This is a genomic window from Tunturiibacter gelidiferens, assembly GCF_013410115.1.
In the GTDB taxonomy this organism is placed as follows: Bacteria; Acidobacteriota; Terriglobia; order Terriglobales; family Acidobacteriaceae; genus Edaphobacter; species Edaphobacter gelidiferens.
This window is the reverse complement of sequence record NZ_JACCCV010000001.1, coordinates 2120878-2144244: the sequence shown is the minus strand read 5'-3', so window position 1 is coordinate 2144244 and position 23367 is coordinate 2120878. Positions and strand designations below refer to the sequence as shown.

The window sequence follows — 23367 nt, the reverse complement described above, 5'->3', positions numbered from 1 at the left end:
CTACCCGAGGACGACGATGGGTTGCATCAACGTGCCGGCGATACGGCGCGTGATTGCCAATAAATCTGTTGGAGTAGTGAATACTTTAACCAGAGGTGCCTGCGAGAAATCGGGGAGATTGACCTGCATTCCGTTTCGCAATCGACCGGCAAGCTGATCGTCCACGGTAACGGACGGCATCTCGGGGAGCAGCGTGCGCGGGTGCGGCAGCATCCCCTCAAGTTCGGCGACCGAGGCTGTCTTGAGCTGGTCGATGGTGATCGAGTGTTTGAGGGAGAATGCTCCGGCACGGGTTCTTCGCAGACTGGAGAGATGCGCGCCGCAGTTCGCTAATTGGCCCAGCTCGTGCGCTACAGAACGCACATAGCCGCCGGCGGAGACTGACATGACGAAGGATGCGGTGTCGCCTTCGAGAGAGGTTAGCTCGAAGTTGTGAATCGTGATGCGCGCCGGTTTGACCGCGACCTCGGCGCCTGCTCGCGCCAGCTTATGGGCAGCGACTCCGTTGATCTTCTTCGCGGAGAAGATTGGGGGGACCTGGTCTAACTCCCCGCGGAATTTTTGACTCAGTGCCTGTAGCTCTTCGAGCGTCTGGCGCAGCGGAAGTGGCTCAGCCACCGGCGTTCCGTCTGCGTCGAAGCTGTCGGTGGCGAAGCCGAAGCGGATGTGGCCTGTGTAGTGCTTGTCTGCCTGCCCGAAGAACTGCGCGAGGCGTGTGTATTTTCCAAGGAGCAAGGGGAGGACGCCGGTGGCCATTGGATCCAGCGTGCCGAGGTGGCCGATAGACTTTTCGCCAGTGGCCCGACGGACGATGGCGACGACGTCATGCGAGGTAATGCCGGTGGGCTTATCGAGTACAAGGAGACCATTCATGCAGTCTCCAGTTTAGCCGCTAGAACGAGTTTCCCTGCCGGCGGACGAGCGAAAGGAACTCGTTACGCGTCTGGAGCTGCGTTTTGAAGACGCCGAGCATGGCCGAGGTGACGGTTGAGGAGTGCTGCTTTTCGACTCCACGCATCATCATGCAGAGATGTTGCGCTTCGAGGATTACGGCTACGCCCTGCGGATGAATTGCATCTGTGATGGCTTCGCCTATCTGGCGGGTCAACCTCTCCTGCACCTGCAGTCTTCGGGCGAAGACATCGACCAGGCGCGGAATCTTGCTCAATCCGATGACTTTTCCGTTTGGGACGTAAGCGATGTGAGCTTTGCCGAAGAAGGGGAGAAGGTGATGCTCACACTGCGAGAAGAACTCGATATCTTTTACGATGACCATCTCGTCGTAATCGACGTCGAATAGGGCTTCGTGGAGGACGTCGGTGACGTTCATCGAATAGCCGCGCGTGAGAAACGCCATGGACTTTTCCATGCGCTCGGGGGTACGTAGCAGGCCATCCCGCGTGGGATCTTCTCCGATGCGGAGAAGCAGTTCGCGGTAGAGATCCTGAGTCGAAACGGTGTCGAGTAATGATGGTTCAATTGTGGCCGAGGTGCGTGCCATAGGACGGGCCTTTCTTACATCGTGCCTGGCGTTGGTGTCGCGTCGCCGGCGTAGTCGAACGAGTTGTTGCTGGTCTCCTCAACGTGAACCCGCTCCAGATGAGCAGCGGGAAAGTGTTGAAAGATGCGATAGATCTCGATACTTAGATTCTCCGTCGTGGAGACAATATTCGCAAAGCAATTCATGGTATTCAGGTTCATGTGATCGAACCGGGCGAGAAGATTTGTTTGCGCAAAGGCATCAAGCTCCGCGAGATTGCAGACCATTCCCGTGGACGGATCGACCGGACCGCTCATGGTTACCTGCACGGTGTAGTTGTGGCCGTGGCCGTGGGGATTATTGCACTTCCCGAAGACGGCACGATTCTTCGCGGCATCGTACGCCTCGGTGTGAAGGCGATGCGACGCGCTGAAGTGGTAGCGGCGATTGAGATGCGCCTTCATGATTCTCCATAGTAGTCCGCGAAGAGATCCGGCATCTCGTAGACGCGGACGCGGTGCAACTTTGCGTGAGGGATCTTGTCGTGGAGGCGCTGCCAGATCGCGATAGCAATGTTCTCGGTCGTGGGGATGGCGGTTTTGAACTCGGGAACTTCGAGGTTTAGATGCCGGTGATCGTAGACGCTGACGACCTCGCGCTCGAGAATGTCCTTCAATTCTTTGAGATCGACGACGAAGCCGGAGGTGGCATCTACCGAGCCTGCGACTGTGACCTCGAGGGTGTAATTGTGACCGTGGCCGTTGCGATTGGCACATTTGCCGAAGATGCGTTGATTCTCTTCAGGCGACCACGCTTCGTTCCAGTAGAAGTGGGCGGAGGAGAATTCGGCTTTGCGAGTAAGAAAGATCATCGTTATTCCTGTGGTTAGACGTGTTTGTGGGATTGGCGGATGCAAACCATGGTAACTAGGGGGAGGTGTTGTAGTTACGTCCCTTCCAGATAACGATTTTCTTGAAACGATGACGGCTCACGCTGCGCAAAAGTAAGTAAACGAAAAACGGGACGCCAAGGATGGAGATTGCTATATCTAGTGCCGGGAAGTTGGAACGGGCAACGCGAGAGTAGAAGCGCCACAGCGTCCTGACCCAGATGAGAAGGATAACGTTTCTCTGCCAGGGTTGCAGCCAGTAGAGGCCAAACGCCGCAACGGGCAGGCCGAAGAAGAGAAGAAGGTCGAGGACGCGCCAGAGGGCCAGGGCGACGGGCTTCGGGAAGAGGAGGGCGAGGTTTTTGGTCCAGCCTTCGACCATCTCTGAGGTCGTCCAGTACATGCGGGTGGAGAGGGCTTCGGGGGCGTAGCGGAAGCGGATGGTCCGAGAGCCACGTTTTATGTTTTCGGCGAGGGCGACGTCATCGAGAACGCTTCTGCCGACGGCACGATGTCCTCCGACGGAGAAGTAAGCATCGCGTTCAACGAGGAGGAACTGGCCGTTGGCAGCGGCGAGGCGGCTGGCTGGATCGTTGACTTGCTTTGGAGGATAGACGGAGGCCAGTTCGGAGAAGATCAACGGCATGACGGCGTGCTGCCAGAAGCCGGTGACGATCTGGCGGGGCGAGTAGGAGAGCAGAGATGCGTCATGGCGGTCGGCTTCGCGGAGGGACCGGGAGATGTCGTTGGTCTGGTGGATGGTGTCTGCGTCGGTGAAGAGGAGGTATCTGCCGCGTGCGGCCTGCGCGCCGGTCCAGCAGGCGTTGGTCTTGCCGGTGAATCCTCCGTTGGCGCTAAGGTCTAATGGAGGGGCGTCGAAGACGAGGACCCCTTCGTGGGTAGAGGCTGCTTCGGCGGCGATGGTGCGGGTGTTGTCGGTTGAGTCATCGTTGACGACGATCAACTCCCACTGCTGGCCGAGGAGGAAGCCGGGCTCAGACTGGCTCAGAATAGAAGCCAGACAGGCGGCCAGCGAGCGCTGCTCGTTGCGGGCGGGAATGATGACCGAGAGTTCGAGGTCGGGTGTTTCGGTAGAATTCGGTTCCTGCGCGGGGTCGGTGTCGCTCACGACTTCGTATTATAGGAAGTGGAGTGACTTGTGCGTAGATTGTTGATGAGTTTAGTGTTGGGACCGCTGCTGGTGGTGGGGTGCGACCGCGGCAGCCATCCCGGAAATATCGATAAGCCCGCGCCGCAGTTTGTGATGGGGGATGGCACCCGGACGGTCGATTTGAGCAAGCTGCGCGGGCGGGTGGTGGTGCTGAATCTGTGGGCGACCTGGTGCGCGCCCTGCATCGAGGAGCTGCCCAGCCTGCTGGCGCTACAAAAACAGATGCCGGAGCTGGCGATCGTCGCGGTGAGTATGGATCAGGATCCGGATGTGTATAAACGGTTTCTGGTGGACCATCATGTCGACCTATTGACTGTTCGCGACGAGGAGCAGAAGGTCAACGCGCTCTATGGGACGGTGCAGATTCCCGAGACCTACATCATCGATAAGCAGGGCGTGTTGCGACGGAAGTTCATCGGAGCGCAGGTATGGACCAGTCCCGAGATCACCAGCTATCTCTCGAAGATGTGAGGCCGTTGAAAACCTTCCGTTTTCACAAAATTAGCGACTACCCCTGAATCCTCGTCCTACCGGCCGCAAAGGGAAATCTGGCAGATATGGCGAAACGGGTGACGGCGTGACTGGTATCATCGAAGCCATGACACAGCTTGATGTTCTTTACCGCTATGGAGTTCCGCCGACCGAAGCCTCTGTTGTGGCGATGGCGAAGATGCGCGAGGTGTACGGGGTGCGTCACATGGCGCTGGACGAGGCGAAGAAGACAGTGCGAATCGAATACGACGCGACTCGTTTGACCGAGCCGGTGATCCATCAGCTGCTGCGTCGCGCTGGGCTGGATATCGTCGAGACGATGCCGATGTTCACTCCACCCCCTCCGGCTGAGCCTGCGGTTACAACCTAGTTGCTAGAGGATTGTTTCTCCGGTATTTTTAGGATGCTCTTGTAGTTCACTTCCCTGTTTTGCGCGCCCGTAGCTCAGCTGGATAGAGCATTTGGCTTCGAACCAAAGGGTCGGGAGTTCGAATCTCTCCGGGCGCACCATACTCATTTTTCCACCCAGAAACGATTCCAACTGATTGAATAGGCAGTCGTTGTCCGAGTTCAAAATCCCTTTTTCGGGGTGGTATTTTAAGCCGCCGGGAAAGAGAACATTTTGAACTCTTTGTTTTTGGTCGAGATCGGCGTGCGCCCAAGCCATTGGAATGTCCACCAGCATTGACTTGGAGAACTCAAGGAACTCCTGAAACGTGGCCTTTTCCACGTCCGCTTCGGCAATCTGACTCTCGATGGCGGCGATGTCCTCTCCAAACTTGGCGTTCATCCTCTCGAAGACCGGCATGATGGCTTTGTCGCCCCTCAGGTAGGCCGCCACCAGCTTCTCTTGCAACTCCTGCTGCTCTTTCAACTGCGCCAGTAACCGGGGCTTAAGCTTGGCACTCTCGCCCGTCATATTCGTCCATTCTTGGGCAAGCACAGCAGCGAACTCGGTAGTAAAAGCCGCATCAACCCGCAGTCGTCCCAGCAACTCCAGAAATTCGTCTGCCGCCCTACTCGCAAGCAGCGACTTCACAGCGCGACAGCTGTAACAGGAGTAGTAGTTATAGGTCTTCCCTGTCTCGCTCCTTGATGTCCCGCCGGTCAAGGGTTTGTTGCATTCACCGCAGCGCAAGAACCGGCGAAGCGGAAAGTCCTCTCGGTTCCGCTTGTACGGAGCTACGACAGGCTTCTTGCCCTTAAGAATCAATTGCACATTGCGGAAGACTTGTTCCTTAACTAGCGGCTCATGTAGGCCCTTTCGTGTCCCCCACTTCTTAGACTTCATTTGACCGATGTAGACGGGGTTGCGCAGCACCTGTAGGAATACGTGAAGGGTGAGCTTGTTTCCCTTCTTCGACCGCAGTCCCAAGTCGGTGAGCATGCGGAGAATTTCTGAGGGACGGTCATGGCCAAGTAGCACAAGGTCAAACGCTTTCACCACTAAATTCGCTTCCCCCTCCAGCGGTACGATATTTGGCTGCCCTTTCGTTTTGGTACCGACGGAGAGGTACCCCAAAGGAGCAGGTCTGCACCACCGTCCGTCTTCAAACGCGGCCTTCATTCGCGCCGAGGTCTTCTTGGAATGCTGATCGCTGAAATCCTCTGCGCGACTGAGTTCATCCCGCCTGGCAGTTCGACCGGACGCTGTTCTGCAATCGATGCCCGGATTATTGGCCGCAATGGTAAACACACCTAGCTTGTCTAGCCGGTCAAACGCCTCCAACGCAGGAAGCACCTTGCGGCCAAACCGGGAATAGTCGTAAAAGATGAGGTTGACGTCGCGGTTGGCTCGGATGAGGTTGTTGCGATCCCACAGTCCCCACATGATGTAAAAATGCCCCTCAATCGCGGCTAATTTGTTGGATTGCGGGACTGCTCGTCCGTTAGCTTGAGTTTCATCACCTCTCGGATGCGTTTTTGATGATCGAATCTCACACTAAACGGTACCCCACAGACTCGCCTTGATGGAGAGCCACCTGTCGATCATCTCTTCGAGGTTCTTCGGTGGCTTTATCGCAACCCAGTCGTCACCCATAAGCATCGTATACCCCATTATCTGGGGTCGCTTACATGATCCTGTTCCGGATACGTGGAATGGGCTTTAATATCGTACGGGTTATATAAGCGCCGTCTTTGTTGGTTACGCGCCCAACTTCGCCAATTGCGAGGTCTTCCGAGGGAGGCAGGAGTCCGATTTCATCCTTCGCAGGTGGGTGATTAAGAATTGAACGACATTCGCTGTAGAGGGGTTGAGCTTGACGCAGCAATTCGGCCAGAGAGTTCAAACTAGCGGAACTCGGGCGCACCACAAATATCAATTGGTCAGGCTTACCGCTACATTCGTATCGGTGCCAGTTGTGCCTTGAGACGATGATCGTCGCAGCGTGCTGTGCACGCTCTGATGTTGTATTGCGCCGCTGAATATACCTTGAAATCTGCGGTCCGGTTGATTGCCTTCAGTTATGAGAATCTAGATCGTCGGCTCCTGCTTGCTGCGTGGGGTCTTACATGGTCTGCAACCTCGAATGGAGCGTGTCTCAGATGTCGACCCAAAGCCGCAGGAGATTTCTGAAGAGTATGGCGTCAAATGCGATCGCGCTTTCAATTGCGAAGAGCGGGATTGCGCAGTCTCGAACTCATCGAGAGAGCGAGAAGTACGTAGTCGCCGCTTACTACTTCGGCAACTATCACCAGGATCCCCGCAATGATCTCGCCCACGGCAAGGGGTGGACGGAGTGGCAACTGGTAAAGGACGCCAAGCCGCGTTTTGCAGGCCACAAACAACCAAAGGTTCCGCTATGGGGGTACGGGAATGAGTCTGATCCAAAGGTCTTTGAACAAAAGATCAGCGCAGCTGCTCGTGCGTCAATCTCCGCCTTCATCTTCGATTGGTATTGGTATAACGACGGCCCTTTTTTGCAGGGCGCTCTCGAAGACGGCTATCTGCACGCGATCAACCGCGCAGATGTCGAGTTCGCCATCATGTGGGCCAATCATGACTGGTTCGATTTGCATCCTGCGAAGTTGACGGCTCCGCCACACCTTCAGTATCCGGGCGAGGTCACGGCTGCCACGTTTGACAAGCTCACAACCCACATCGTCAAGAACTACTTCAGCCAGGACAGCTATCTCAAGGTGGATGGGTGTCCCTACTTTTCCATCTATGAGTTGTATCGATTTGTGCTCGGAATGGGTGGTGTTGAAAAAGCCGCGGCAGCACTACAACAGTTTCGCGATAAGGTGAAGGCCGCAGGGTTCCGAGACTTGCATTTTAATGCGGTCACCTGGGGTGTCCAACTGTTACCGGGGCAGACGGAGGTGACAGACCTGAAGGATCTGCTCGCGCGTTTGAACGTCGACAGCACTACTTCCTATGTCTGGATCCATCACGCCCAGCTGAAAAACTTTCCCGCCTCGGAGTACCAAGATCTCGCTTCCGCTTACGAAGTCTATCGAGCTACAGCATCCGCCAAGCTGGGAAAACCCTATTACCCGAACGTTTCGATGGGATGGGACTCCTCACCACGGGCATGTCAATCAGACATCTATACCCAATCGTCGTATCCCTTCATGCCGGTAGTGCAAGGAAACACGCCGCAACGGTTTGGCGATGCCCTTCGCTCGGCAAAACAGTTCCTCGACGACTCTCCCGACCTCAAGACAAAGCTGCTCACCGTGAACTCATGGAACGAATGGACTGAGGGGAGCTATCTTGAGCCGGACAAGGAACACGGATATGCGTACCTTGAACAGATCCACGCAGTCTTTGGCAGCAAGGCGTGATCCGATCAAGCGAGATGCGTGGTTTTGCTCGCCGGAACCAGTAAGTCCTCGATGCGCACTGGCAGATCTCGCACGCGAATACCGGTCGCGTGATAGACCGCATTGGTAATCGCTGCGGCGATTCCAGCAAGACCGATCTCTCCGACGCCGCGAGCTCCGAGCGCATTGAGTTGATAATCCGGATAGTCGAGGAACGTGACATCGATATCCGGCGTGTCCGCATTCACGGCTACGACGTAATCTGCGAGATTGTTGTTGATCGGAGCACCCGAGCGTGCGTCGTACATCGTCTCTTCGAACAGCGCCATACCGACACCCATCACCACCGCACCTTCAATCTGGTTGCGAGCCGGCCGCGGATTCAGAATGCGTCCAGCGTCGATGACCGTTACGACACGACTGACACGAAGGCGTGCTATCTCTGGTTGCCACGTCACTTCGGCAAACTGCGCACCGTAGGAGTGGAACGAAACCTTTGGCTTAGCGGCTCCGAAGGTGCCATCCGACGTATTGGTGCCGGAGACTGAGTTGACCTTGGCGATCCGCAGAATCTCGGCCATTGGCACTGCGTCCTGCCCTTGTCCTTTCAGGCGAACCGTTCCGTTGACGAGTTCGAGGTCCTCCTGCTTCTTGCCCTTGAACGGCGACCCATCAGACTTGATCGCTGCGAGCAAGAGAGCCTTGCCTGCGTTCTGGGCTGCTCCAAGCACTGCCGGCGTCATGGAGGCCGTGACCCAGGAGCCGCCCGAGATCGGCCCCGGCGGAAGCGAGGAGTCGCCGAGTACGACATCGATCCGGTTAACCGGAATACCCGTCTCATGACTAACGACCTGAGCCATGACGGTATAGGTTCCTCCGCCGATGTCCTGCGTGCCGCAAGCGACTCGCGCTGAGCCATCCTGGAGAAGCTCGACTGTCGCCTCAGTCTCGATTCGCGCCGCCAGCCACGAGCATGCGGCCATACCCCAGCCCAGCGTCAGGCCATCGCGCTTCATCGAGCCTATCTCTGGAGTGCGCTTCGCCCAGCCGAACTTCTCCGCCCCAACCGTCAGACACTCCTTCATGTGACGGGAAGAAAATGGAATATTCAGGCTCTCGTCGAGCGCTGGTTCGTTCTTCAAGCGCAGCTGCACCGGGTCCATCTTCAGCGCGATCGCCAGCTCATCCATGGCCGATTCCAACGCGAACAATCCCGGCACTGCACCCGGCCCTCGCATCGCCGTTGGGTTGCCGACGTTACGGCGAGCGAGGCCTCCGGTCACCAGCAGGTTTGGCGTGCTATAGAGGAACGGCGTAATCTCTCCGCAACCTTCGTCGTAGTCATCAAGCATCGATGTGTGATTGACGTAATCCTGTTGCACTGCGGTTAGCTTGCCATCGGGTTCGGCCGCGAGCTGAATTCGCTGGTCGATTGCGGGCCTGTGGCCGACGCTCTGGAACATCATCTGGCGGCTCACCACCAGCTTGACGGGACGCCCGAGGTTGCGTGCACACGCGGCAGCCAGTAATCCATGGGGCCACGGCCACAACTTGCCTCCGAATCCCGAGCCCAGGAATCGGGTAATCACCTGTACCTGCTCGGTGGGAACGCCCAGCATCTGCGCCATCACATCGCGATGATTCACAACTGCCTGCGAGGTCTCATACAGCGTATATTTCTTTCCGTCGAAGACTGCTACCGAAGCATGCAACTCGATCGGGTTGTGGGTCTCGACCGGAATCTTGTATACCGCATCCACCTTCACCTTCGCGACCTTCAACGCGGCAGCCGTGTCACCGCGCTTGCTCTTCTCATCAGGCTTGTCGGTCGTCAGCGGGGTTCCCAGCAGCTTTTCCCCGGTGTCCGGCTTCTCTTTGTTGTAGGTCACCTTCACACTCTCGGCGGCGGCCCGCGCCTGTTCGACAGTCTGCGCCACGACGACGGCGACGTACTGGCCGTAGTAACGAATCGTATCGTCCTCAAACGGGGGGCGCTTCTCATCGATGATGAGCGTGAAGCCAGTGGAAGGAGGTACTCGGTAGAGCTTCCCGATGTTCTCCCGATGATAGACAGCAATAACGCCGGGCATCTTCTCCGCTCCGACCGTGTCCAGGTGTGTCATCGTCCCGTTCGAGATGGTTGCGCAGACGGGCCACGCGTAGAGCAGGCCCGGAAAGTTATAGTCCGAGGCGTACATCGCCGAGCCACTCACCTTGAGCGGTCCATCGATCCGGGGCGTCGCAACGCCAATCACCTTCGACTCCGTTACCTGGTCCATCGTCGTCTCCTTAGGCGCTTTGACTCGCCTGTCCCATCGCGTGCGTCAGGCAGCGTTTTGCCAGTTCAACTTTGAATCCGTTCTGGCTCTGAGGCTTCGCGCCGTGCATTGCCGCGTCCGCTGCAGCCAGGAAGGTTGACGAGGTCGCAGACCTTCCGAGAAGCGCCTTTTCAGCTTCCGTGGAGCGCCATGGCTTGGTTCCAACCCCGCCCATCGCAACGCGAATGAATTCGATCTTTCCGCTTGAGTCCTGCTTCATCACTATTGCCGCTGAGGCCAACGCGAACTCATAGGAGGCGCGATCACGCAGCTTCAAGTACACGCTCTTTGCGCCGACGGGCAGCTTGGGCAGCGTGATTTGCGTCACCAGATCGCCTGGCTCCAAAACAGTCTCACGCTGCGGGGTAGACCCAGGAACAAGGTAGAACTCCGCAATCGGCACGGTCCGCTGGCCTTTTACTCCCTCGATATGGACTGAGGCATCGAGCGCCATTAGCGCGACGTTCTGGTCGGAAGGGTTCGTCGCGATGCAGTGCTCGCTTGTCCCCAGGATCGCCAGCATGCGGTTGTAGCCGCTGATAGCTGAACAGCCAGAGCCCGGTTCACGCTTGTTACACGCAGTCGCGGTATCCCTGTAGTAGACGCAGCGCGTCTTCTGGAGCAGGTTGCCTCCAGTCGTCGCCATGTTGCGCAGCTGCGGAGACGCACCAGCCAGCAGTGCTTGCGACAGAACCGCATACTGCTCCTTCACCGTTCGATCCTGAGCCACGTCTGAGTTTCGTGCGAGAGCTCCGATCTTCAGCCCACCGTCTGCAGTCTTCTCGATCTGGTCAAGCGGCAGACCGTTGATGTCCACCAATCGTGTCGGCCGCTCGACGTTCAGCTTCATGTAGTCAATCAGATTGGTGCCACCAGCGATGAATCGCACCTCTGCGCCATTCTGCGCCGTGGAGGACTTCGCCTGAGCCTTCACCGCATCTGGAATCGTGTTGGCCGTCACCAGTTCGAAGAGTTCCATCGCCGATCTCCTCCTATGCCATTCGCCGAACTGCCTGAACTGCCGCAACGATATTTGGATACGCTCCGCAACGGCAGATATTGCCGCTCATCGCCTCCTTCACATCGCTATCCCCTGTTCCCCACGGCTCCTTCACCATGGCGACAGCAGACATGATCTGTCCGGAGGTGCAATATCCGCACTGAAAACCGTCGTGCTCCACGAAAGCCTCCTGCATTGGGTGCAGGTGACCGGGTTGGCCGAGACCTTCGATTGTGGTGATCTCCACGTTTTGCTGCATGCCCGCAAAGGTAAGGCAACTGTTCACGCGTCGGCCATTGATGTGCACCGTACAAGCGCCGCACTGCCCGTGGTCGCAACCTTTCTTGGTGCCGGTGAGATGCAACGTCTCGCGCAAGGTGTCCAGCAGCGTCGCACGCGGATCAATCTGAACCGAATATGACTGGCCGTTCACCTTGAGAGTCACTGGCATCGTTCCTGGGATGGCCTGCGCGTCATGAACTGTCCTCTCCTGCGTCTCAGCTATCGCTGAAGACACGACTAGCGGAGTGACCGCTGTCGCGGCGGTAGCAACGCCTGCGGCTCCCATGTGCGACAGAAACGATCTGCGGCTCAGCTTCCCTAAGGAAGACGTTGGTTCTTTTGTGTCTCTTTCATCGACGGCCAAGTTCCACCTCCGGACACGGCGCTCTTTGAACGTACGGAATTATTTCATACATAGCGACTTCTCAACTGCCGTGACCTCCGGAGACTTTTGCTGATTTCCTGTCGGTGAATCGAGGTGAAGAGCGGTCGTCATTCAAGCACGCAAGGGTCGGCACATCAAATCTCTCAGGGGTCCCCATGTTCACAGCATTTTTCCCCTTCGTTGGCCGATCTTTCGCTGGGCCTTTGCTTTTCGGGAAGGACTTGTCGTTACTCACTTTCGATGTATGCTCGGCTTGCCGCAAAGAGCGAAATCCTATATCTTTAAAAGGTTGCAACCCACGCAATGTGCGCCCGTAGCTCAGTTGGATAGAGCATTTGGCTACGAACCAAAGGGTCGGAGGTTCGAATCCTTCCGGGCGCACCATTCCATCCCAAATTCCAGATCTCAAAATCCAGAATCGTTAGGGCCGCAGCCAAAGATCTTTCCGTGAGAGCTTGCTGACCCTATTCGAACTGCCGGAGACGTTTGTATTCATCGCGGACCAGCACGATGATCAGTCCAAAGATGACGCCGAGTGTGTCTATCATCACGTCGGACCGCTCAAACGCGTTGTTGTAGATTACGTGCTCCAGAAATTCTAGAAGATATCCGAAGAACACTACGACCGCGGCCAGAGCAACTCGAGACCGCAGGGAAGTTACGCTGCTGACCAGCAGAAGGGTCATGGTAAGAAAGGCCACGACATGGCCCCAACGATGGTAGTGCCCGGTCGTGTGTAACAGTAGCTTGTCGTGGTTGGGCAAAAAGGACAAGACGGCAAGCATCACCATCCAGACGCAACCCAGAACGATGACGGTAGAGCGGCGCTTACGTTCTTCCAACATATGCTTACGTTCTTCCAACATATATCGATGGTCTCATTTATCGATGGTCTCATTCGGTGGTGTCACGGTCGATGAGACTTTTGTGACATTTCGAAAGTGCAAGTGTGCAGGCGGCTCAAACTTCGCCCGCAAAACCCCCGAACCCTAAGTTTAGACGTATTCGATCCCAATTGCTGCTTGCGTGAAGCCTCGAACGATCGAAATCTACTGGCCCAAACTGCGATAACTGAACCCTTTTCAAACTTTGCGAGAGATGCGGTGAAGCATCACTCTGCGGACCTCGATGAATCCCATTCGAAGATAGAGCTGAATGGCGTGATCGTTCGTGGCTGTGACGTGAAGCCAGGACACGAGGCCATCGCGACGATGGTTTCTTACAAGCTGCCAGATTAGATTTTCGGCGTAGCCCTTGCCGCGATGGTCGGGGTGAGTGCAGATTCCGCTGACCTCCGGGTAGCCGTCGAGGGTGAGACGCTCGCCGCCCATGGCGATGAGTTGGCCTTCAGATCGTATCCCGAAGTAGGAACCCATCTCGCAGGTTCTGGTGCGAAAGAAGCCGGGGAATGCGAGGTCGGTGAGGGCTACCATCTCTGGCGCATCTTCGTTTGTAAGTGGGACGATTTCGACGGTTCGCACAGGCGATGTTATCTCTGCGGGAAGGACCATCTGGAGACACTCGAGCCTTTGTTCGAAGACGAGCTCCGGCAGATGGGGGTAGCTTTCGCCCACAATCCAGACAGATTCGCCCGGTACCAGGAGAGAGTGAAGCTGCTTCAGTGCGGCTTCGTTCGGCGAAGCTACGGCTGCAAAGGGAGCGACGTCGGCGGGATAGCGGCAGGCCTCCCCAGCTGAAAGGGCGAAGCGGCGGTGCTTCGTATGGAGGGCATTCCACACCGGATTTGCAAAGAGGCTCTCGGGCAGATCGGTCATTCTTATAGAGAATACGGTGTTCGACCGTCTGGCTCGAGTATCTGGCGGGTAGAAATTCCGGCTGATAATCGGGCAGCTTTGATTGACGACCAATTTAGTCCTCATTACACTAGGTAGTGGAACGAGGGGTTGATCCAACCTCGTGGAGATGGGCTCGGGGCTGGCGGTTGCCGGCCTGCCGGAGCGCCGCCAGGGAAGAGAAAGACGTTATGTTGCAGGCATTTATCATCACGCTCCGCGAGGGGGTCGAAGCATCGCTGATCGTCGGCATCGTCTTCGCCTACCTGTCCAAGATCGGAAGGCCGGAGCTGAAGCGGACTGTCTTCTGGGCCCTGGGCTCAGCAATTGCTGCCAGCGTCGCGGGGGCAGTGGTAATTGCCCGGAGCCAGTTCAATACGGACATCTTCGAGGGCTGGGTGATGCTGGGCGCCGCCGCTTTCGTCATCAGCATGATCTGGTTTATGCATAAGACGGCCCGCACGATGAAGGGCTCGATCGAGGAGAAGATCTCCAAGTACACCGGCGCGGGGGGCGTATCGAAGGCGGGGCTGTTCTTCTTTGTGTTTCTGCTGGTCCTTCGCGAAGGCGTCGAGACCGTTCTGATTCTTTCCGCAGTCACCCTGAACTCGACCGAGCTGTTGAGCTTTACCGGAACACTGTTAGGAGTCGCCGTTGCCGTTGTGTTCGGCATTCTGTTCATTCGGGGCAGCGTGAAGATCAACCTGCAGCGGTTTTTCCGCGTCACCACGGTCATCCTTTATTTCGTTGCGTTCCAGCTGATCGTCAGCGGTCTGCATGAGCTGAGCGAGAATGGCGTGCTGCCGTCGAGCCCGACCGAGATGCGTCTCATCGGCCCCATCGTCCGCAACGATCTCTTCTTCTTCGTAACGATGCTCGCGCTAGCGGGGTTAATGATGCTTCTGGAGTACAAGCGCCGCACTCCCCCCGTGCTAAACGCGAACGCGACTCCTGCCGACAAGCGCCGCGCCGAGTGGACCCAGCGGCGCGAGAAGATGTGGATGACCGCCGTTGTTGCGACGTGCTTCGTCTTCATCTTTCTGTCGACAGCAGAGTTCATCTACGCGAAGAGTTCGACCGCACTCTCTCCAACCGCTGCCGTAACGCTGGTCGGTTCCCAGGTGACTCTGCCTACGGCTGACGTCAACGACGACAAGCTGCACCGCTACGGCGTTCACCTTGACGACGGCAAGGGCGGGAACGTAGAGATTCGATTTCTGCTCTTCAAAAAGCCCGACGGAAACATAGTCTCTGTCGCGGATGCCTGCCAGATCTGCGGGCCGGTTGGGTTCTACATCGGCGATCAGGGAGTCACCTGCAAGATGTGCGCTTCGCCTCTGAACGTGTCTTCGATGGGGCAGAAGGGTGGCTGCAATCCCATCCCGCTGAAGTCGACCGTCGGTGGCGGTCAACTGATCATTGAGGCTGCGGATCTTCGGTCGCTCGCTCCGGTCTTCGAACGATGAGGGAGCACTAAATGTTCTTTCGCCTCCTCATGGAGAGCTTTCGCAGACAGCGCCGCCGCAAGATGCTGGCCGGCGTAGCGATCCTGCTCGGAACCACGGCGGTGACGGCGATGCTCGCACTCGCAACCACGATCGGCGATCGAATCCATAAAGAGCTTGCAGTCTACGGAGCCAACATCATCGTCTATCCCAAGGCCGACCTGCTCGACGTGAAGGTGGGTGGTGTGGATCTGAAGCCGGCCTCGGGTGGCGCTTACCTGAAAGAGAGTGATCTCGCAAAACTTAAGACAATCTTTTGGGCGAACAACATCACTGGCGTCTCGCCGGAGTTGCCAGCCCAGATGGCGGTTGCCCGGAACGCAGGCGATCCGCTCGTTGCCGTTAATGCGGTCGGATATTGGTTCGATCACGACTTCAATGGTTTGAAGACTGGAGGGCCGGCCCTGCATCCGTGGTGGCATCTCGAAGGATCATGGCCTGTTCCGCAGAGCAATCCGGACAGCCGGAGTGTGGTCGTTGGTACGAATCTTGCGAAGAAGCTCAACATCAAGATTGGCGACACCTTCGTCATGCAAGAGACGCAGGCCGCGCCCTCTTCCCGACTGACCGCAGACGTTGCCGGCATCGTCACGACGGGCGGCGAAGATGACAATGGCATTCTGCTTACGCTCCACGATGCGCAAGCCTTCGTGGGCGCGAACGATGCTGTCCGCCGCGTCGAAGTAAGTGCGCGGACCAAGCCGGAGGATGCGTTTGCGCGGGTCGATCCTGACTCCCTCCCCCCGAAGCAGCGAGAGATCTGGTACTGCAGGCCTTATGCGAACTCGATTGCCTATCAGATTCGCGAGGCGATTCCCGGAGCGCAGGCGGAGCAAGTAAGACGCGTGGAGCAGAGCGAAGGCAATGTGCTGAAGCGAATCTCGGGGCTGATGTGGCTGATCAGCGCGGCAGCGTTGCTGGCTGCGGGGTTTGCGGTGAGCGCGGCGATGGCGACGGCGATTCTTGAGAGGCGTGGGGAGATTGGGTTGATGCGTTCTCTCGGGGCGAGTAAAGGCTCGATTGCTCTGCTGTTCTATGCTGAGGCAGGTCTGCTGGCGCTGATCGCGGGGAGCATGGGCTATCTGCTTGGTTCGGGGCTTGCCGCTTGGCTCGGCGCGAGGATCTTTGCCGGTGACGGTGGTGCGGCGGAGGCTGTGTTGATTCCTGTCTTGCTGCCGGTTGTCGTCGCGCTGGCGCTGGTGGTCGCGATTGCGGGAAGTACGCCGTCGATCCGGACGGCTCTGCGCATGGAGCCTTCGGCGATCCTGAGGGAAGACGCCTGATGGTCAAGCTGAGCCTCTTCGGAATGTTGCGGCGGTCGCTGGTGCATCGCAGAGCGCGAAGCATCTCGGCCCTGGTGGCGATGACAGTGTCGGCTGGTGTGGCGACAGCGCTTCTGACGCTCTACGCGGATCTCGACGCCAAGCTGCATAAGGAGTTTCGCAGCTTCGGCGCGAACATCGTCCTCTCTGCTCCGGCTTCTGCGCCTCTGCCCACCAATGCTCTGGCCCGCGTGCAGGAGGCGGCGGGGCCTGATGCGCTGGCAGCAGAGTTTGCCTATGCCGTGGCGACGACCGATACCGGAACACCGGTAGTCGTGGCTGGAACAGACTTTGCTGCGGTCAGGCGGCTGGATTCGTGGTGGCAGGTGCAGACATGGCCTGATGCCACAGCCTCGGACGCTGCGTTGCTTGGTCAGAGGGCGGCGCAGTTCGTTGGGAATGAACACGCGGTTGCCCTGACCTTTGCGGGACACTCCATTACGCTGAACGGAGCAGGACGGATCAAGACCGGCGGCGACGAAGACAGTCGCATCTATATGCCGCTCGCCGCCTTCACCGCGTGGACCGGAGTTGGACCAAGCGTGATTGAACTGCAGGTGCCGGGAGGCGCAACGAAGGTCGAGGCAACCATAGCGCGTCTGCAGCAGGACTTCCCCGAGATGCAGGTGCAGCCCGTGCGGCAGCTGGTTGAGGGAGAGTCGAAGATCGTCGATCGCACCCACGCGCTGATGTACGGAGCGGTGCTGCTGATCGCGCTGACGGTGGCGGTGAGTGTGCTGGCGACGCTGTCAGCGAGCGTGCTGGAGCGTCGGCGAGACTTCGCCTTGATGAAGGCGCTGGGCGGATCGCAGATGCAGTTGATGGGGATGTTCCTGCTGGAGGCTTTGGTGCTGGCGCTGGCAGGCGTAGCGGTGGGCTTCGTCGTCGGGTCTGCAGCAGCATGGGCGATCAGCGAGGGGAACTTCCACACGGCCACACGGCCGCGACCGTCGGTCCTGCCGCTGGTGCTGCTGCTGAATGTGGCGATCGCCGCGATGGCAGCGCTGTTCCCTGCCCGGGTGCTGCGGGGGCTGCAGCCGGCTGCATTGCTGAAAGGTGAGTGAGAAGATATGACTGTGAGCGAAGCGAAGATAGTCACGGGGCCGCTGGCTGATCCAACCGGAAGCACGCGGGACGACTGCGCTGTCATCGCACTGAAGCACGTGACCCGCGAGTACGCCGGGCATGGCGGCGTCGTGCGTGCGCTTGGGGATGCCACCTTTTCGATCGTTGCCGGGGAGTGGGTCGCCATCACCGGACCCTCCGGTTCGGGCAAGAGTACGCTGGTCAATCTCATTGGCTGCCTCGACCGGCCCACGGCTGGCGAGCTGAAGATCGACAACATCGATACGGCATCCATGACTGCTACGGAGCTTGATCGATTTCGGGCGGACAAGATTGGGTTTATCTTTCAGCAGTTTCATCTGATTCCTTACCTGTCGGCTCTCGAAAACGTAATGCTGGCGCAGTACTTTCACTCGATGACGGATGAGACGGAGGCGCGGGCGGCGCTGGTGCGGGTTGGGCTGGGCGACCGGGTCTCGCATCTGCCCAGTGAGCTGTCAGGGGGAGAGCAGCAGCGGGTTTGTATTGCGCGCGCGCTGATTAATAATCCGCCGATTCTGCTGGCGGATGAGCCTACGGGGAATCTGGATGCGGCCAATCAGAAGATTGTGGCGGAACTGCTGCAGGATCTGCATCGGAATGGCCACACGATCGTGATGGTGACGCATGATCCGGAGATGGCTGGACTGGCGCAGAGAAGGATTGCACTGAGCCATGGACAGGTATTCTGCCATCCCGTCAGTGGGCCGATGGTCACCCTGCGCCGTGCGACGGATCGTTTGTAACTGGATTTTTTATTTTTTGTGGTGAATGCGCGTTTTTGCTGGGGGTTTTGGCGAAAAGACGTGCTTTGATGTGGTGTTTTGCTGGTGTGACTGTGGTGAATTGCGTGGCTGATGTGGTGTTTTAGCAGTCACTTTTTGGACGCTGAAAAATAAGCCATCTTTTTCGAATTTATTTTTGAGCCCGCTGCGCGGGTGTCCTGCCGGACGGGCCTCCTGCGCGGAGGGCGGTCACTTCGTGACTTGTATACCTTTTCTTTCTGGAATGATGGCTGCTGGTCCTCGCGTTGCTCGGAGGAAGGACCCTGATGCCGACCATCGGGAGGCCCACCCGAAGGGTATACCGCACGAAGTGCTAGCGCTCGCCCCATTTGAGTTTGGAGCGTAGGACGCTGAAGAGGCCGTTGGGGCTGTGGCGAAGGAGGCGGACGCTGGCTTCGGAGCGCTGGCAGTGGACCAGGTCGCCGAGCTTGAGCTGGACTGCTTCCTGGCCGTCGACGGTGAGGTAGATCTCGTTGGGGACGCCGACTACTTCAACGCTGACGGTGGAGTCGCCTGGGACGACGATGGGGCGAATGGTGAGCAGGTGGGGACAGATGGGGGTGACCAGCATGGCGTTGACGCTGGGCATGACAATGGGCCCGTCGGCGGCGAGGTTGTATGCGGTGGAGCCGGTAGGGGTGGAGACGATGATGCCGTCGGCGCGGAAGGTGGCGACGGCCTGCTGGTCGATCTCGACGGAGAAGTCGCCCATGCGGGCGATGGTTCCTTTGGCGACTACGACGTCGTTGAGGGCGTCCCACTGCTTGACGATGTGGCCGTCGCGGATGATCTCGGCTCGCATCATGCTGCGAACCTCGATTTCGGCGCAGTTGTCGCACCAGGCTTCAAGGGTGGGGTAGAGTTCGGAGAGGGGAATCTCGGTGAGGAAGCCGAGGGAGCCGAGGTTGACGCTGAGGATGGGGGTGGTGGTGCGGGCGAAGGCGCGGGCCGCCGCGAGGAGGGTGCCGTCGCCACCGAGGACGATGACCAGGTTTGGCTTGTGGTTGGGGAGGTCTACGCGGGCGATGGGGTTGACGCCCGAGACGTAGGCGGCGCTGTCGGGGTCGAGAAGGTAGTGGTAGTTGCGAGCTTCGAGCCACGCGATGAGATCGCGGAGGATCCCGGCGAGTTCCGGCTTCTGCGGCTTGGAGATAATGGCGGCCTGGAGCATGGATCTTTAGTGTAACTGTAGGGTGGCAATGCTTCGTAGAGGATTGCTGCGCCGAAGATGGTGGGCCAGTCAGCTAGTCAGCGAGTCAGCGGGTCAGCGAGCGGGTCAGTTTGCGAGCCGGTCCGTTTGCGTCGATTCGCCATGAGACGTAATCTCTAGCTCTGAAGGAAAACGGCGGCTATACCTTTGCCGGATGAGGGGAGAGGAGGTCCTCTCCGAACCGCACTCCCTTCTGTCTCGAACCGCTTTCGAGTTGGCGTGCAACATCGATTTTGGCGGTGGCATCACAATTGGATACGGTACGGACGAGGTGATGGCATGGGAAAACCGGCACGGTTGATCCTGATTGCGGTGGGTGCTGTTCTGGCGCTGATCGTCCTTGCGGCTGTTTGTGTGCCGCTGTTCCTCAACACGGATAGCTTCAAGGCAAAGATTGAGTCGACGTTGACCAAGTCACTGGGGCGAAAGGTGACGATCGGGAAAGTGAATCTTTCGGTGCTGACGGGTAGCCTGGTGGCGGAGAATACTGTGGTTGCCGATGATCCGCGGTTCAGCACGCAGCCCTTCATCCAGGCCGATACGGTGAAGATTGGGGTGGAGCTGTTTCCTTTGATTCTGAGTAAACAGGTGATTATTCGCGGGTTTTCGATGCAGTCGCCGAAGATTCAGCTGCTGCGCGCGGCGAATGGCACTTGGAACTACTCCACGATTGGCACCGGAAGCCAGCCGGCGCAGAGTGAGGAGACGAAGCAGGCGTTTCCGAACCTGACGGTGGGCGAGGTGAACGTCGAGAATGGGCGGATTACCGTCGGGGCCGGGCCGGGAACAACGGGAGCGGCGAGCGCGCCCAATCGTGTGTACGAAAATGTGAACTTGAAGGTGAAGGACTTTGCGTTTACGAAGTCGTTTCCGTTTGAGGCTTCGGCTGGTTTGCCGGCTGGAGGGACGGTGGAGCTGAAGGGTTCGGCGGGGCCGTTCAATCAGCAGGATGCGTCTGCGACGCCTTTTTCGGGACATCTTGAGATCAAACATCTGGACCCGTTGGCCGCGGGGTTTGCGGACGCTTCCGATGGCGTTACCGGGACGATAGATAACCTGGTGCTGGATGCGGCGTGGAGCGGGACGCAGATGCATGTGACGAAGCTGCTGGTGGATACTCCGAAGCTGACGCTGGTCCAGAGTAATGGGCCGAAGCAGCCGAAGCCTAAAAATCCGAATGCAGAGGGGGCGACGATGCTCGATAACCTCTCTGTCGACGATGCGCAGCTGAAGAATGGAACGATTACGCTGGCGACGGCGGGCAAACAGGGTAGTGCGGTCTACAGCCAGGTGAATGCTCAGGTGACGAATCTGTCTCCGAAGAGCGCCTCGCCGTTCAGCTTGAGCGGGCAGTTGCCGAATGGCGGAAGCGTGAGCGCGAACGGTACGGCTGGTCCGTTCAATCAGGCGAATAATGCGAGCACTCCGCTGAATGCGGTGGTGAACCTGAAGCATGTGGAGATTGGCACGGCGGGAGTGGTGCCGCCGGATGCGGGGATTAGCGGCGTGGCGGATGTGCAAGCAAAGATTCAGTCGAATGGGCAGACGTTGAACGCGCAGGGAGCGGCGAGCGTTGCGGGAATCAAGCTGGCGAAGGATGGTGTTCCGTCGGCCAAGCCGGTGCAGTTGCAGTTCACGCTGTCGCAGAATGAGCAGGCGAGGAACGGCGTGGTGCAGCAGGCGGTGGTGACGATTGGTAGCGCGGTGATCAATCTCTCGGGCACCTATGAGATGAGTGGACCTTCAACGGCGCTTAATCTGAAGGTGGTTGGCAACGCGCTTTCGATCAACGAGCTTGAGGCGTTTCTGCCTGCGCTCGGAGTGCATCTGCCGCAGGGCTCGCGGCTGCAGGGAGGAACGGTGACGACGACGCTCGCAGTGACGGGGACGACGGCGACTCCTGTGATCAGCGGTCCGGTGAAGATTAACAACACGCAGCTTGCGGGGTTTGATCTGGGATCGAAGCTGCAGGCGCTGTCGTCGTTTACGGGAGGGAGGATTACTTCTTCTACCGGATCGGGGACTACGATTCGTTCTTTGAGTATGAATGTGCGGGAAGAGGGCGGAAATATTCGGACGGATAATATCGCCCTGGATGTGGCGGGCGTGGGGACGGCGACTGGCGCGGGGAGTGTGAGTGCCGGGGGCGCGTTGAATTACAACGTGGTGCTGAAGCTGACGGGCTTGTCAATTGGCGGAGGCGGGACGCAGCAGGCCAGCTCTGGAGGTGGTACCGCCGCTGGGCTGGCTGGGGCGCTGTCTGGGTTCATTCCGGGCGGGAGTACAGGTGGAGCTGCGCTGGGAGGGATTGCGGGGAGTGTACTGAAGTCGGGGATTCCTGTGGCCATTGGCGGGACGACGAGCAATCCTACGTTCAGCCCGAATGTTGCGAGTCTTGCGACAGGTGTGGGAGTTGGTGCGGCGCAGGGTCTGCTTGGCGGCGCGAAGGGGCAGAAGAAGGGAACGAATGCTGCTGATCCTCTGAGCAATGCGTTGGGTGGTTTGCTCGGTAAGCACTGATCGATTGGCTACAACAGGCGAGAGCGATCTGCGAAGGCAAAAGCAGATTCCTTCGCTTCGCTGCGGAATGACGAGCAAAAGAACAGGCAACGGCGAAGGGCAAGGCAAAAGCAGATTCCTTCGCTTCGCTGCGGAATGACAAATAGGAAGGACATGCAACGGCAAGGGCAACCGCAGATTCCTCCGCTTCGCTGCGGAATGACAAACAAAAGAACAGGCAACGGCAAGGGGCGAAGGGCAAGGGGTGATGGGTGAAGGGCGAAGGCAAAGGCGGATTCCTTCGCTTCGATGCGGAATGACAACGAAAGAACGCTAGAGGAAGCGGGTGTGGAGGAGGTACTCGTGGTTGCCTTCCATGCCGAGGATGGGAGAGTCGATGAGGTCGATGGCGGTGCCGTGCTGCTCGACGACACACTCGCGGACGCGCTCGATGGCGGCCTGGCGGGCGTCGGGATCGCGGACGATGCCGCCCTTGCCGATGTTGGCACGACCGGCTTCGAACTGGGGCTTGACGAGGATGATGGTGGTGCCCTGCCAGGGTTGATCGGGAGTGCTGAGGGCTGCGAGGACTGCGGGCAGGACGAGGGTCGCGGAGATGAAGGAGACGTCCATCGCGATGAAGGATGGGGTGGGCGTGTGGGGTATGAGGAGTTCGCCTGGGGTGAGAAGGCGCGCGTTGGTGCGCTCGCGGAGAGTGACTCGGGGATCGTCGCGCAGTTTTTGAGCGATCTGGCCGTAGCCGGTGTCGATAGCCAGGACAGATTGTGCGCCGTTTTGGAGCATGCAGTCGGTGAAGCCGCCGGTGGAGGCACCGATGTCGACACAGGGGAGGTTGGTGAGGTCGATGGACCAGTGGGCGAGGGCACGCTCGAGTTTGAGGCCGCCGCGGCTGACGTATTTGAGGTCGGAGCCGAGGAGGCGGATTACTGCATCGGAGGAGACAGGAGTACCGGGTTTGTCAATGCGCTGCTCGTCGACGAGGACGCGGCCTGCGAGGATGAGAGCTTGTGCACGTTCGCGGGAGGCTGCGTGGCCGTGATCGACGAGAAGCTTGTCGATGCGGGACTTTGGTGACTTGCTGCGCTGAAGGTGGATGGGATTGCTCATCGGGTTGGGTCTGCTGTCTGAATCGGAACGAACAAAGTCGGCTGAATTTCTTTATGAGAATGACATTGCATATTCGATACGCGGGAAGCATGAAGTCTGCCGCAGGTTGATTTTTCGGGTAAAGTAGCTCTGGTGTGCAGTAGATAGAGTAACTTCTTTGTGGTTACATAGGGTTGCCTGAGGGGACCTAAATACTTGGCGCTTTTTGCAATCTGCAATTGTAGTGGGTGCGTTTT

Annotated in this window: 20 protein-coding genes, 2 tRNA genes and 1 pseudogene; 10 read left to right on the top strand and 13 right to left on the bottom strand. The window is 58.2% G+C overall.

Annotated features, from left to right (window positions below):
• From truB to HDF12_RS09195, 5 genes are read right to left on the bottom strand one after another with little or no spacing between them, the layout of a single operon-like run.
• A complete protein-coding gene (gene truB, locus HDF12_RS09215) occupies positions 1-873 on the bottom strand; it encodes a tRNA pseudouridine(55) synthase TruB (protein WP_179582288.1) in 873 nt (290 codons plus the stop codon).
• A gap of 19 nt (positions 874-892) precedes the next feature.
• A complete protein-coding gene (gene folE, locus HDF12_RS09210) occupies positions 893-1501 on the bottom strand; it encodes a GTP cyclohydrolase I FolE (RefSeq protein WP_179582286.1) in 609 nt (202 codons plus the stop codon).
• A 14-nt stretch (positions 1502-1515) separates the two neighbouring features.
• On the bottom strand, positions 1516-1944 hold the full coding sequence (locus tag HDF12_RS09205) for a 6-carboxytetrahydropterin synthase (RefSeq protein ID WP_179582284.1): 429 nt from the start codon (positions 1942-1944) through the stop codon (positions 1516-1518).
• Entirely contained in the window at positions 1941-2351 is a 411-nt protein-coding gene (locus tag HDF12_RS09200; protein ID WP_179582282.1) for a 6-pyruvoyl trahydropterin synthase family protein, read from the bottom strand. Before HDF12_RS09200 ends, HDF12_RS09205 begins: the two co-directional genes overlap by 4 nt.
• 55 nt (positions 2352-2406) lie before the next feature.
• A complete protein-coding gene (locus HDF12_RS09195; protein WP_179582280.1) occupies positions 2407-3498 on the bottom strand; it encodes a glycosyltransferase family 2 protein in 1092 nt (363 codons plus the stop codon).
• Between the two features lie 45 nt (positions 3499-3543).
• Between HDF12_RS09195 and HDF12_RS09190 the strand changes: the two genes are divergently transcribed.
• From HDF12_RS09190 to HDF12_RS09180, 3 genes are all read left to right on the top strand, one after another.
• Positions 3544-4011 carry a TlpA family protein disulfide reductase gene (locus HDF12_RS09190; protein ID WP_179582278.1) on the top strand — a complete coding sequence of 156 codons (468 nt, stop codon included), beginning with the start codon at positions 3544-3546 and terminating at the stop codon, positions 4009-4011.
• 106 nt (positions 4012-4117) lie between these two features.
• Positions 4118-4402 (top strand): hypothetical protein, encoded by a 285-nt coding sequence (locus HDF12_RS09185; protein ID WP_348641560.1) that lies wholly within the window; start codon positions 4118-4120, stop codon positions 4400-4402.
• 63 nt (positions 4403-4465) lie between these two features.
• Positions 4466-4542: transfer RNA gene (locus HDF12_RS09180), tRNA-Arg, on the top strand.
• Between the two features lie 700 nt (positions 4543-5242).
• Here HDF12_RS09180 and HDF12_RS22840 read toward each other — a convergent pair.
• Positions 5243-5599 (bottom strand): annotated as a pseudogene (locus HDF12_RS22840) (recombinase family protein); the annotation flags it as partial.
• Between the two features lie 1016 nt (positions 5600-6615).
• Between HDF12_RS22840 and HDF12_RS09170 the strand changes: the two are divergent.
• Entirely contained in the window at positions 6616-7821 is a 1206-nt protein-coding gene (locus tag HDF12_RS09170) for a glycoside hydrolase family 99-like domain-containing protein (protein WP_179582276.1), read from the top strand.
• 5 nt (positions 7822-7826) lie between these two features.
• On the opposite strand, the gene HDF12_RS09165 is transcribed toward HDF12_RS09170, so the two are convergent.
• Genes HDF12_RS09165 through HDF12_RS09155 form a run of 3 tightly spaced genes read right to left on the bottom strand, consistent with a single transcriptional unit; the run spans position 7827 to position 11764 of the window.
• Positions 7827-10079, bottom strand: coding sequence for a xanthine dehydrogenase family protein molybdopterin-binding subunit (locus HDF12_RS09165; protein WP_179582274.1), 2253 nt, complete (start codon positions 10077-10079; stop codon positions 7827-7829).
• A 10-nt stretch (positions 10080-10089) separates the two neighbouring features.
• A complete protein-coding gene (locus HDF12_RS09160; RefSeq protein ID WP_179582272.1) occupies positions 10090-11097 on the bottom strand; it encodes an FAD binding domain-containing protein in 1008 nt (335 codons plus the stop codon).
• A 13-nt stretch (positions 11098-11110) separates the two neighbouring features.
• On the bottom strand, positions 11111-11764 hold the full coding sequence (locus HDF12_RS09155) for a (2Fe-2S)-binding protein (RefSeq protein WP_246373493.1): 654 nt from the start codon (positions 11762-11764) through the stop codon (positions 11111-11113).
• A 328-nt stretch (positions 11765-12092) separates the two neighbouring features.
• On the opposite strand from HDF12_RS09155, the gene HDF12_RS09150 reads away from it, so the two are divergent.
• Positions 12093-12169 (top strand) — tRNA-Arg (locus HDF12_RS09150).
• Between the two features lie 80 nt (positions 12170-12249).
• Here the strand turns inward: HDF12_RS09150 and HDF12_RS09145 are convergent.
• Positions 12250-12651 (bottom strand): VanZ family protein, encoded by a 402-nt coding sequence (locus tag HDF12_RS09145; protein WP_179582270.1) that lies wholly within the window; start codon positions 12649-12651, stop codon positions 12250-12252.
• 216 nt (positions 12652-12867) lie between these two features.
• Entirely contained in the window at positions 12868-13560 is a 693-nt protein-coding gene (locus tag HDF12_RS09140; RefSeq protein ID WP_179582268.1) for a GNAT family N-acetyltransferase, read from the bottom strand.
• Between the two features lie 209 nt (positions 13561-13769).
• On the opposite strand from HDF12_RS09140, the gene HDF12_RS09135 reads away from it, so the two are divergent.
• The 4 genes from HDF12_RS09135 to HDF12_RS09120 are packed head-to-tail and all read left to right on the top strand — an operon-like array spanning position 13770 to position 18255.
• A complete protein-coding gene (locus HDF12_RS09135) occupies positions 13770-15044 on the top strand; it encodes a Fe-S-containing protein (protein WP_179582266.1) in 1275 nt (424 codons plus the stop codon).
• Positions 15045-15055: 11 nt separating this feature from the next.
• The gene (locus tag HDF12_RS09130; RefSeq protein ID WP_179582263.1) at positions 15056-16366 is read left to right on the top strand and encodes an ABC transporter permease; all 1311 of its coding nucleotides are present in this window, start codon (positions 15056-15058) and stop codon (positions 16364-16366) included.
• Positions 16366-17469: an ABC transporter permease gene (locus HDF12_RS09125; protein ID WP_179582261.1), complete on the top strand. Its 1104-nt coding sequence runs from the start codon at positions 16366-16368 to the stop codon at positions 17467-17469. Before HDF12_RS09130 ends, HDF12_RS09125 begins: the two co-directional genes overlap by 1 nt.
• A gap of 12 nt (positions 17470-17481) precedes the next feature.
• Positions 17482-18255, top strand: coding sequence for an ABC transporter ATP-binding protein (locus HDF12_RS09120; protein ID WP_373563880.1), 774 nt, complete (start codon positions 17482-17484; stop codon positions 18253-18255).
• Positions 18256-18607: 352 nt separating this feature from the next.
• Here the strand turns inward: HDF12_RS09120 and HDF12_RS09115 are convergent, their stop codons facing one another.
• Entirely contained in the window at positions 18608-19465 is an 858-nt protein-coding gene (locus HDF12_RS09115) for an NAD(+)/NADH kinase (RefSeq protein ID WP_179582257.1), read from the bottom strand.
• Between the two features lie 318 nt (positions 19466-19783).
• Between HDF12_RS09115 and HDF12_RS09110 the strand changes: the two genes are divergently transcribed.
• Positions 19784-22024, top strand: a complete 2241-nt coding sequence (locus tag HDF12_RS09110) for an AsmA family protein (RefSeq protein ID WP_179582255.1) — start codon at positions 19784-19786, stop codon at positions 22022-22024.
• Between the two features lie 312 nt (positions 22025-22336).
• Here the strand turns inward: HDF12_RS09110 and HDF12_RS09105 are convergent, their stop codons facing one another.
• A complete protein-coding gene (locus tag HDF12_RS09105) occupies positions 22337-23131 on the bottom strand; it encodes a TlyA family RNA methyltransferase (RefSeq protein ID WP_179582253.1) in 795 nt (264 codons plus the stop codon).
• Positions 23132-23367: the final 236 nt, after the last annotated feature.

What these genes read in the sequence shown, in the direction of transcription:
- truB (WP_179582288.1), bottom strand. Translation starts at nt 873, where the DNA reads ATGAATGGTCTCCTTGTACTCGATAAGCCCACCGGCATTACCTCGCAT.
- folE (WP_179582286.1), bottom strand. Translation starts at nt 1,501, where the DNA reads ATGGCACGCACCTCGGCCACAATTGAACCATCATTACTCGACACCGTT.
- HDF12_RS09205 (WP_179582284.1), bottom strand. Translation starts at nt 1,944, where the DNA reads ATGAAGGCGCATCTCAATCGCCGCTACCACTTCAGCGCGTCGCATCGC.
- HDF12_RS09200 (WP_179582282.1), bottom strand. Translation starts at nt 2,351, where the DNA reads ATGATCTTTCTTACTCGCAAAGCCGAATTCTCCTCCGCCCACTTCTAC.
- HDF12_RS09190 (WP_179582278.1), top strand. Translation starts at nt 3,544, where the DNA reads ATGAGTTTAGTGTTGGGACCGCTGCTGGTGGTGGGGTGCGACCGCGGC.
- HDF12_RS09170 (WP_179582276.1), top strand. Translation starts at nt 6,616, where the DNA reads ATGGCGTCAAATGCGATCGCGCTTTCAATTGCGAAGAGCGGGATTGCG.
- HDF12_RS09165 (WP_179582274.1), bottom strand. Translation starts at nt 10,079, where the DNA reads ATGGACCAGGTAACGGAGTCGAAGGTGATTGGCGTTGCGACGCCCCGG.
- HDF12_RS09160 (WP_179582272.1), bottom strand. Translation starts at nt 11,097, where the DNA reads ATGGAACTCTTCGAACTGGTGACGGCCAACACGATTCCAGATGCGGTG.
- HDF12_RS09145 (WP_179582270.1), bottom strand. Translation starts at nt 12,651, where the DNA reads ATGTTGGAAGAACGTAAGCATATGTTGGAAGAACGTAAGCGCCGCTCT.
- HDF12_RS09140 (WP_179582268.1), bottom strand. Translation starts at nt 13,560, where the DNA reads ATGACCGATCTGCCCGAGAGCCTCTTTGCAAATCCGGTGTGGAATGCC.
- HDF12_RS09135 (WP_179582266.1), top strand. Translation starts at nt 13,770, where the DNA reads ATGTTGCAGGCATTTATCATCACGCTCCGCGAGGGGGTCGAAGCATCG.
- HDF12_RS09130 (WP_179582263.1), top strand. Translation starts at nt 15,056, where the DNA reads ATGTTCTTTCGCCTCCTCATGGAGAGCTTTCGCAGACAGCGCCGCCGC.
- HDF12_RS09125 (WP_179582261.1), top strand. Translation starts at nt 16,366, where the DNA reads ATGGTCAAGCTGAGCCTCTTCGGAATGTTGCGGCGGTCGCTGGTGCAT.
- HDF12_RS09115 (WP_179582257.1), bottom strand. Translation starts at nt 19,465, where the DNA reads ATGCTCCAGGCCGCCATTATCTCCAAGCCGCAGAAGCCGGAACTCGCC.
- HDF12_RS09110 (WP_179582255.1), top strand. Translation starts at nt 19,784, where the DNA reads ATGGGAAAACCGGCACGGTTGATCCTGATTGCGGTGGGTGCTGTTCTG.
- HDF12_RS09105 (WP_179582253.1), bottom strand. Translation starts at nt 23,131, where the DNA reads ATGAGCAATCCCATCCACCTTCAGCGCAGCAAGTCACCAAAGTCCCGC.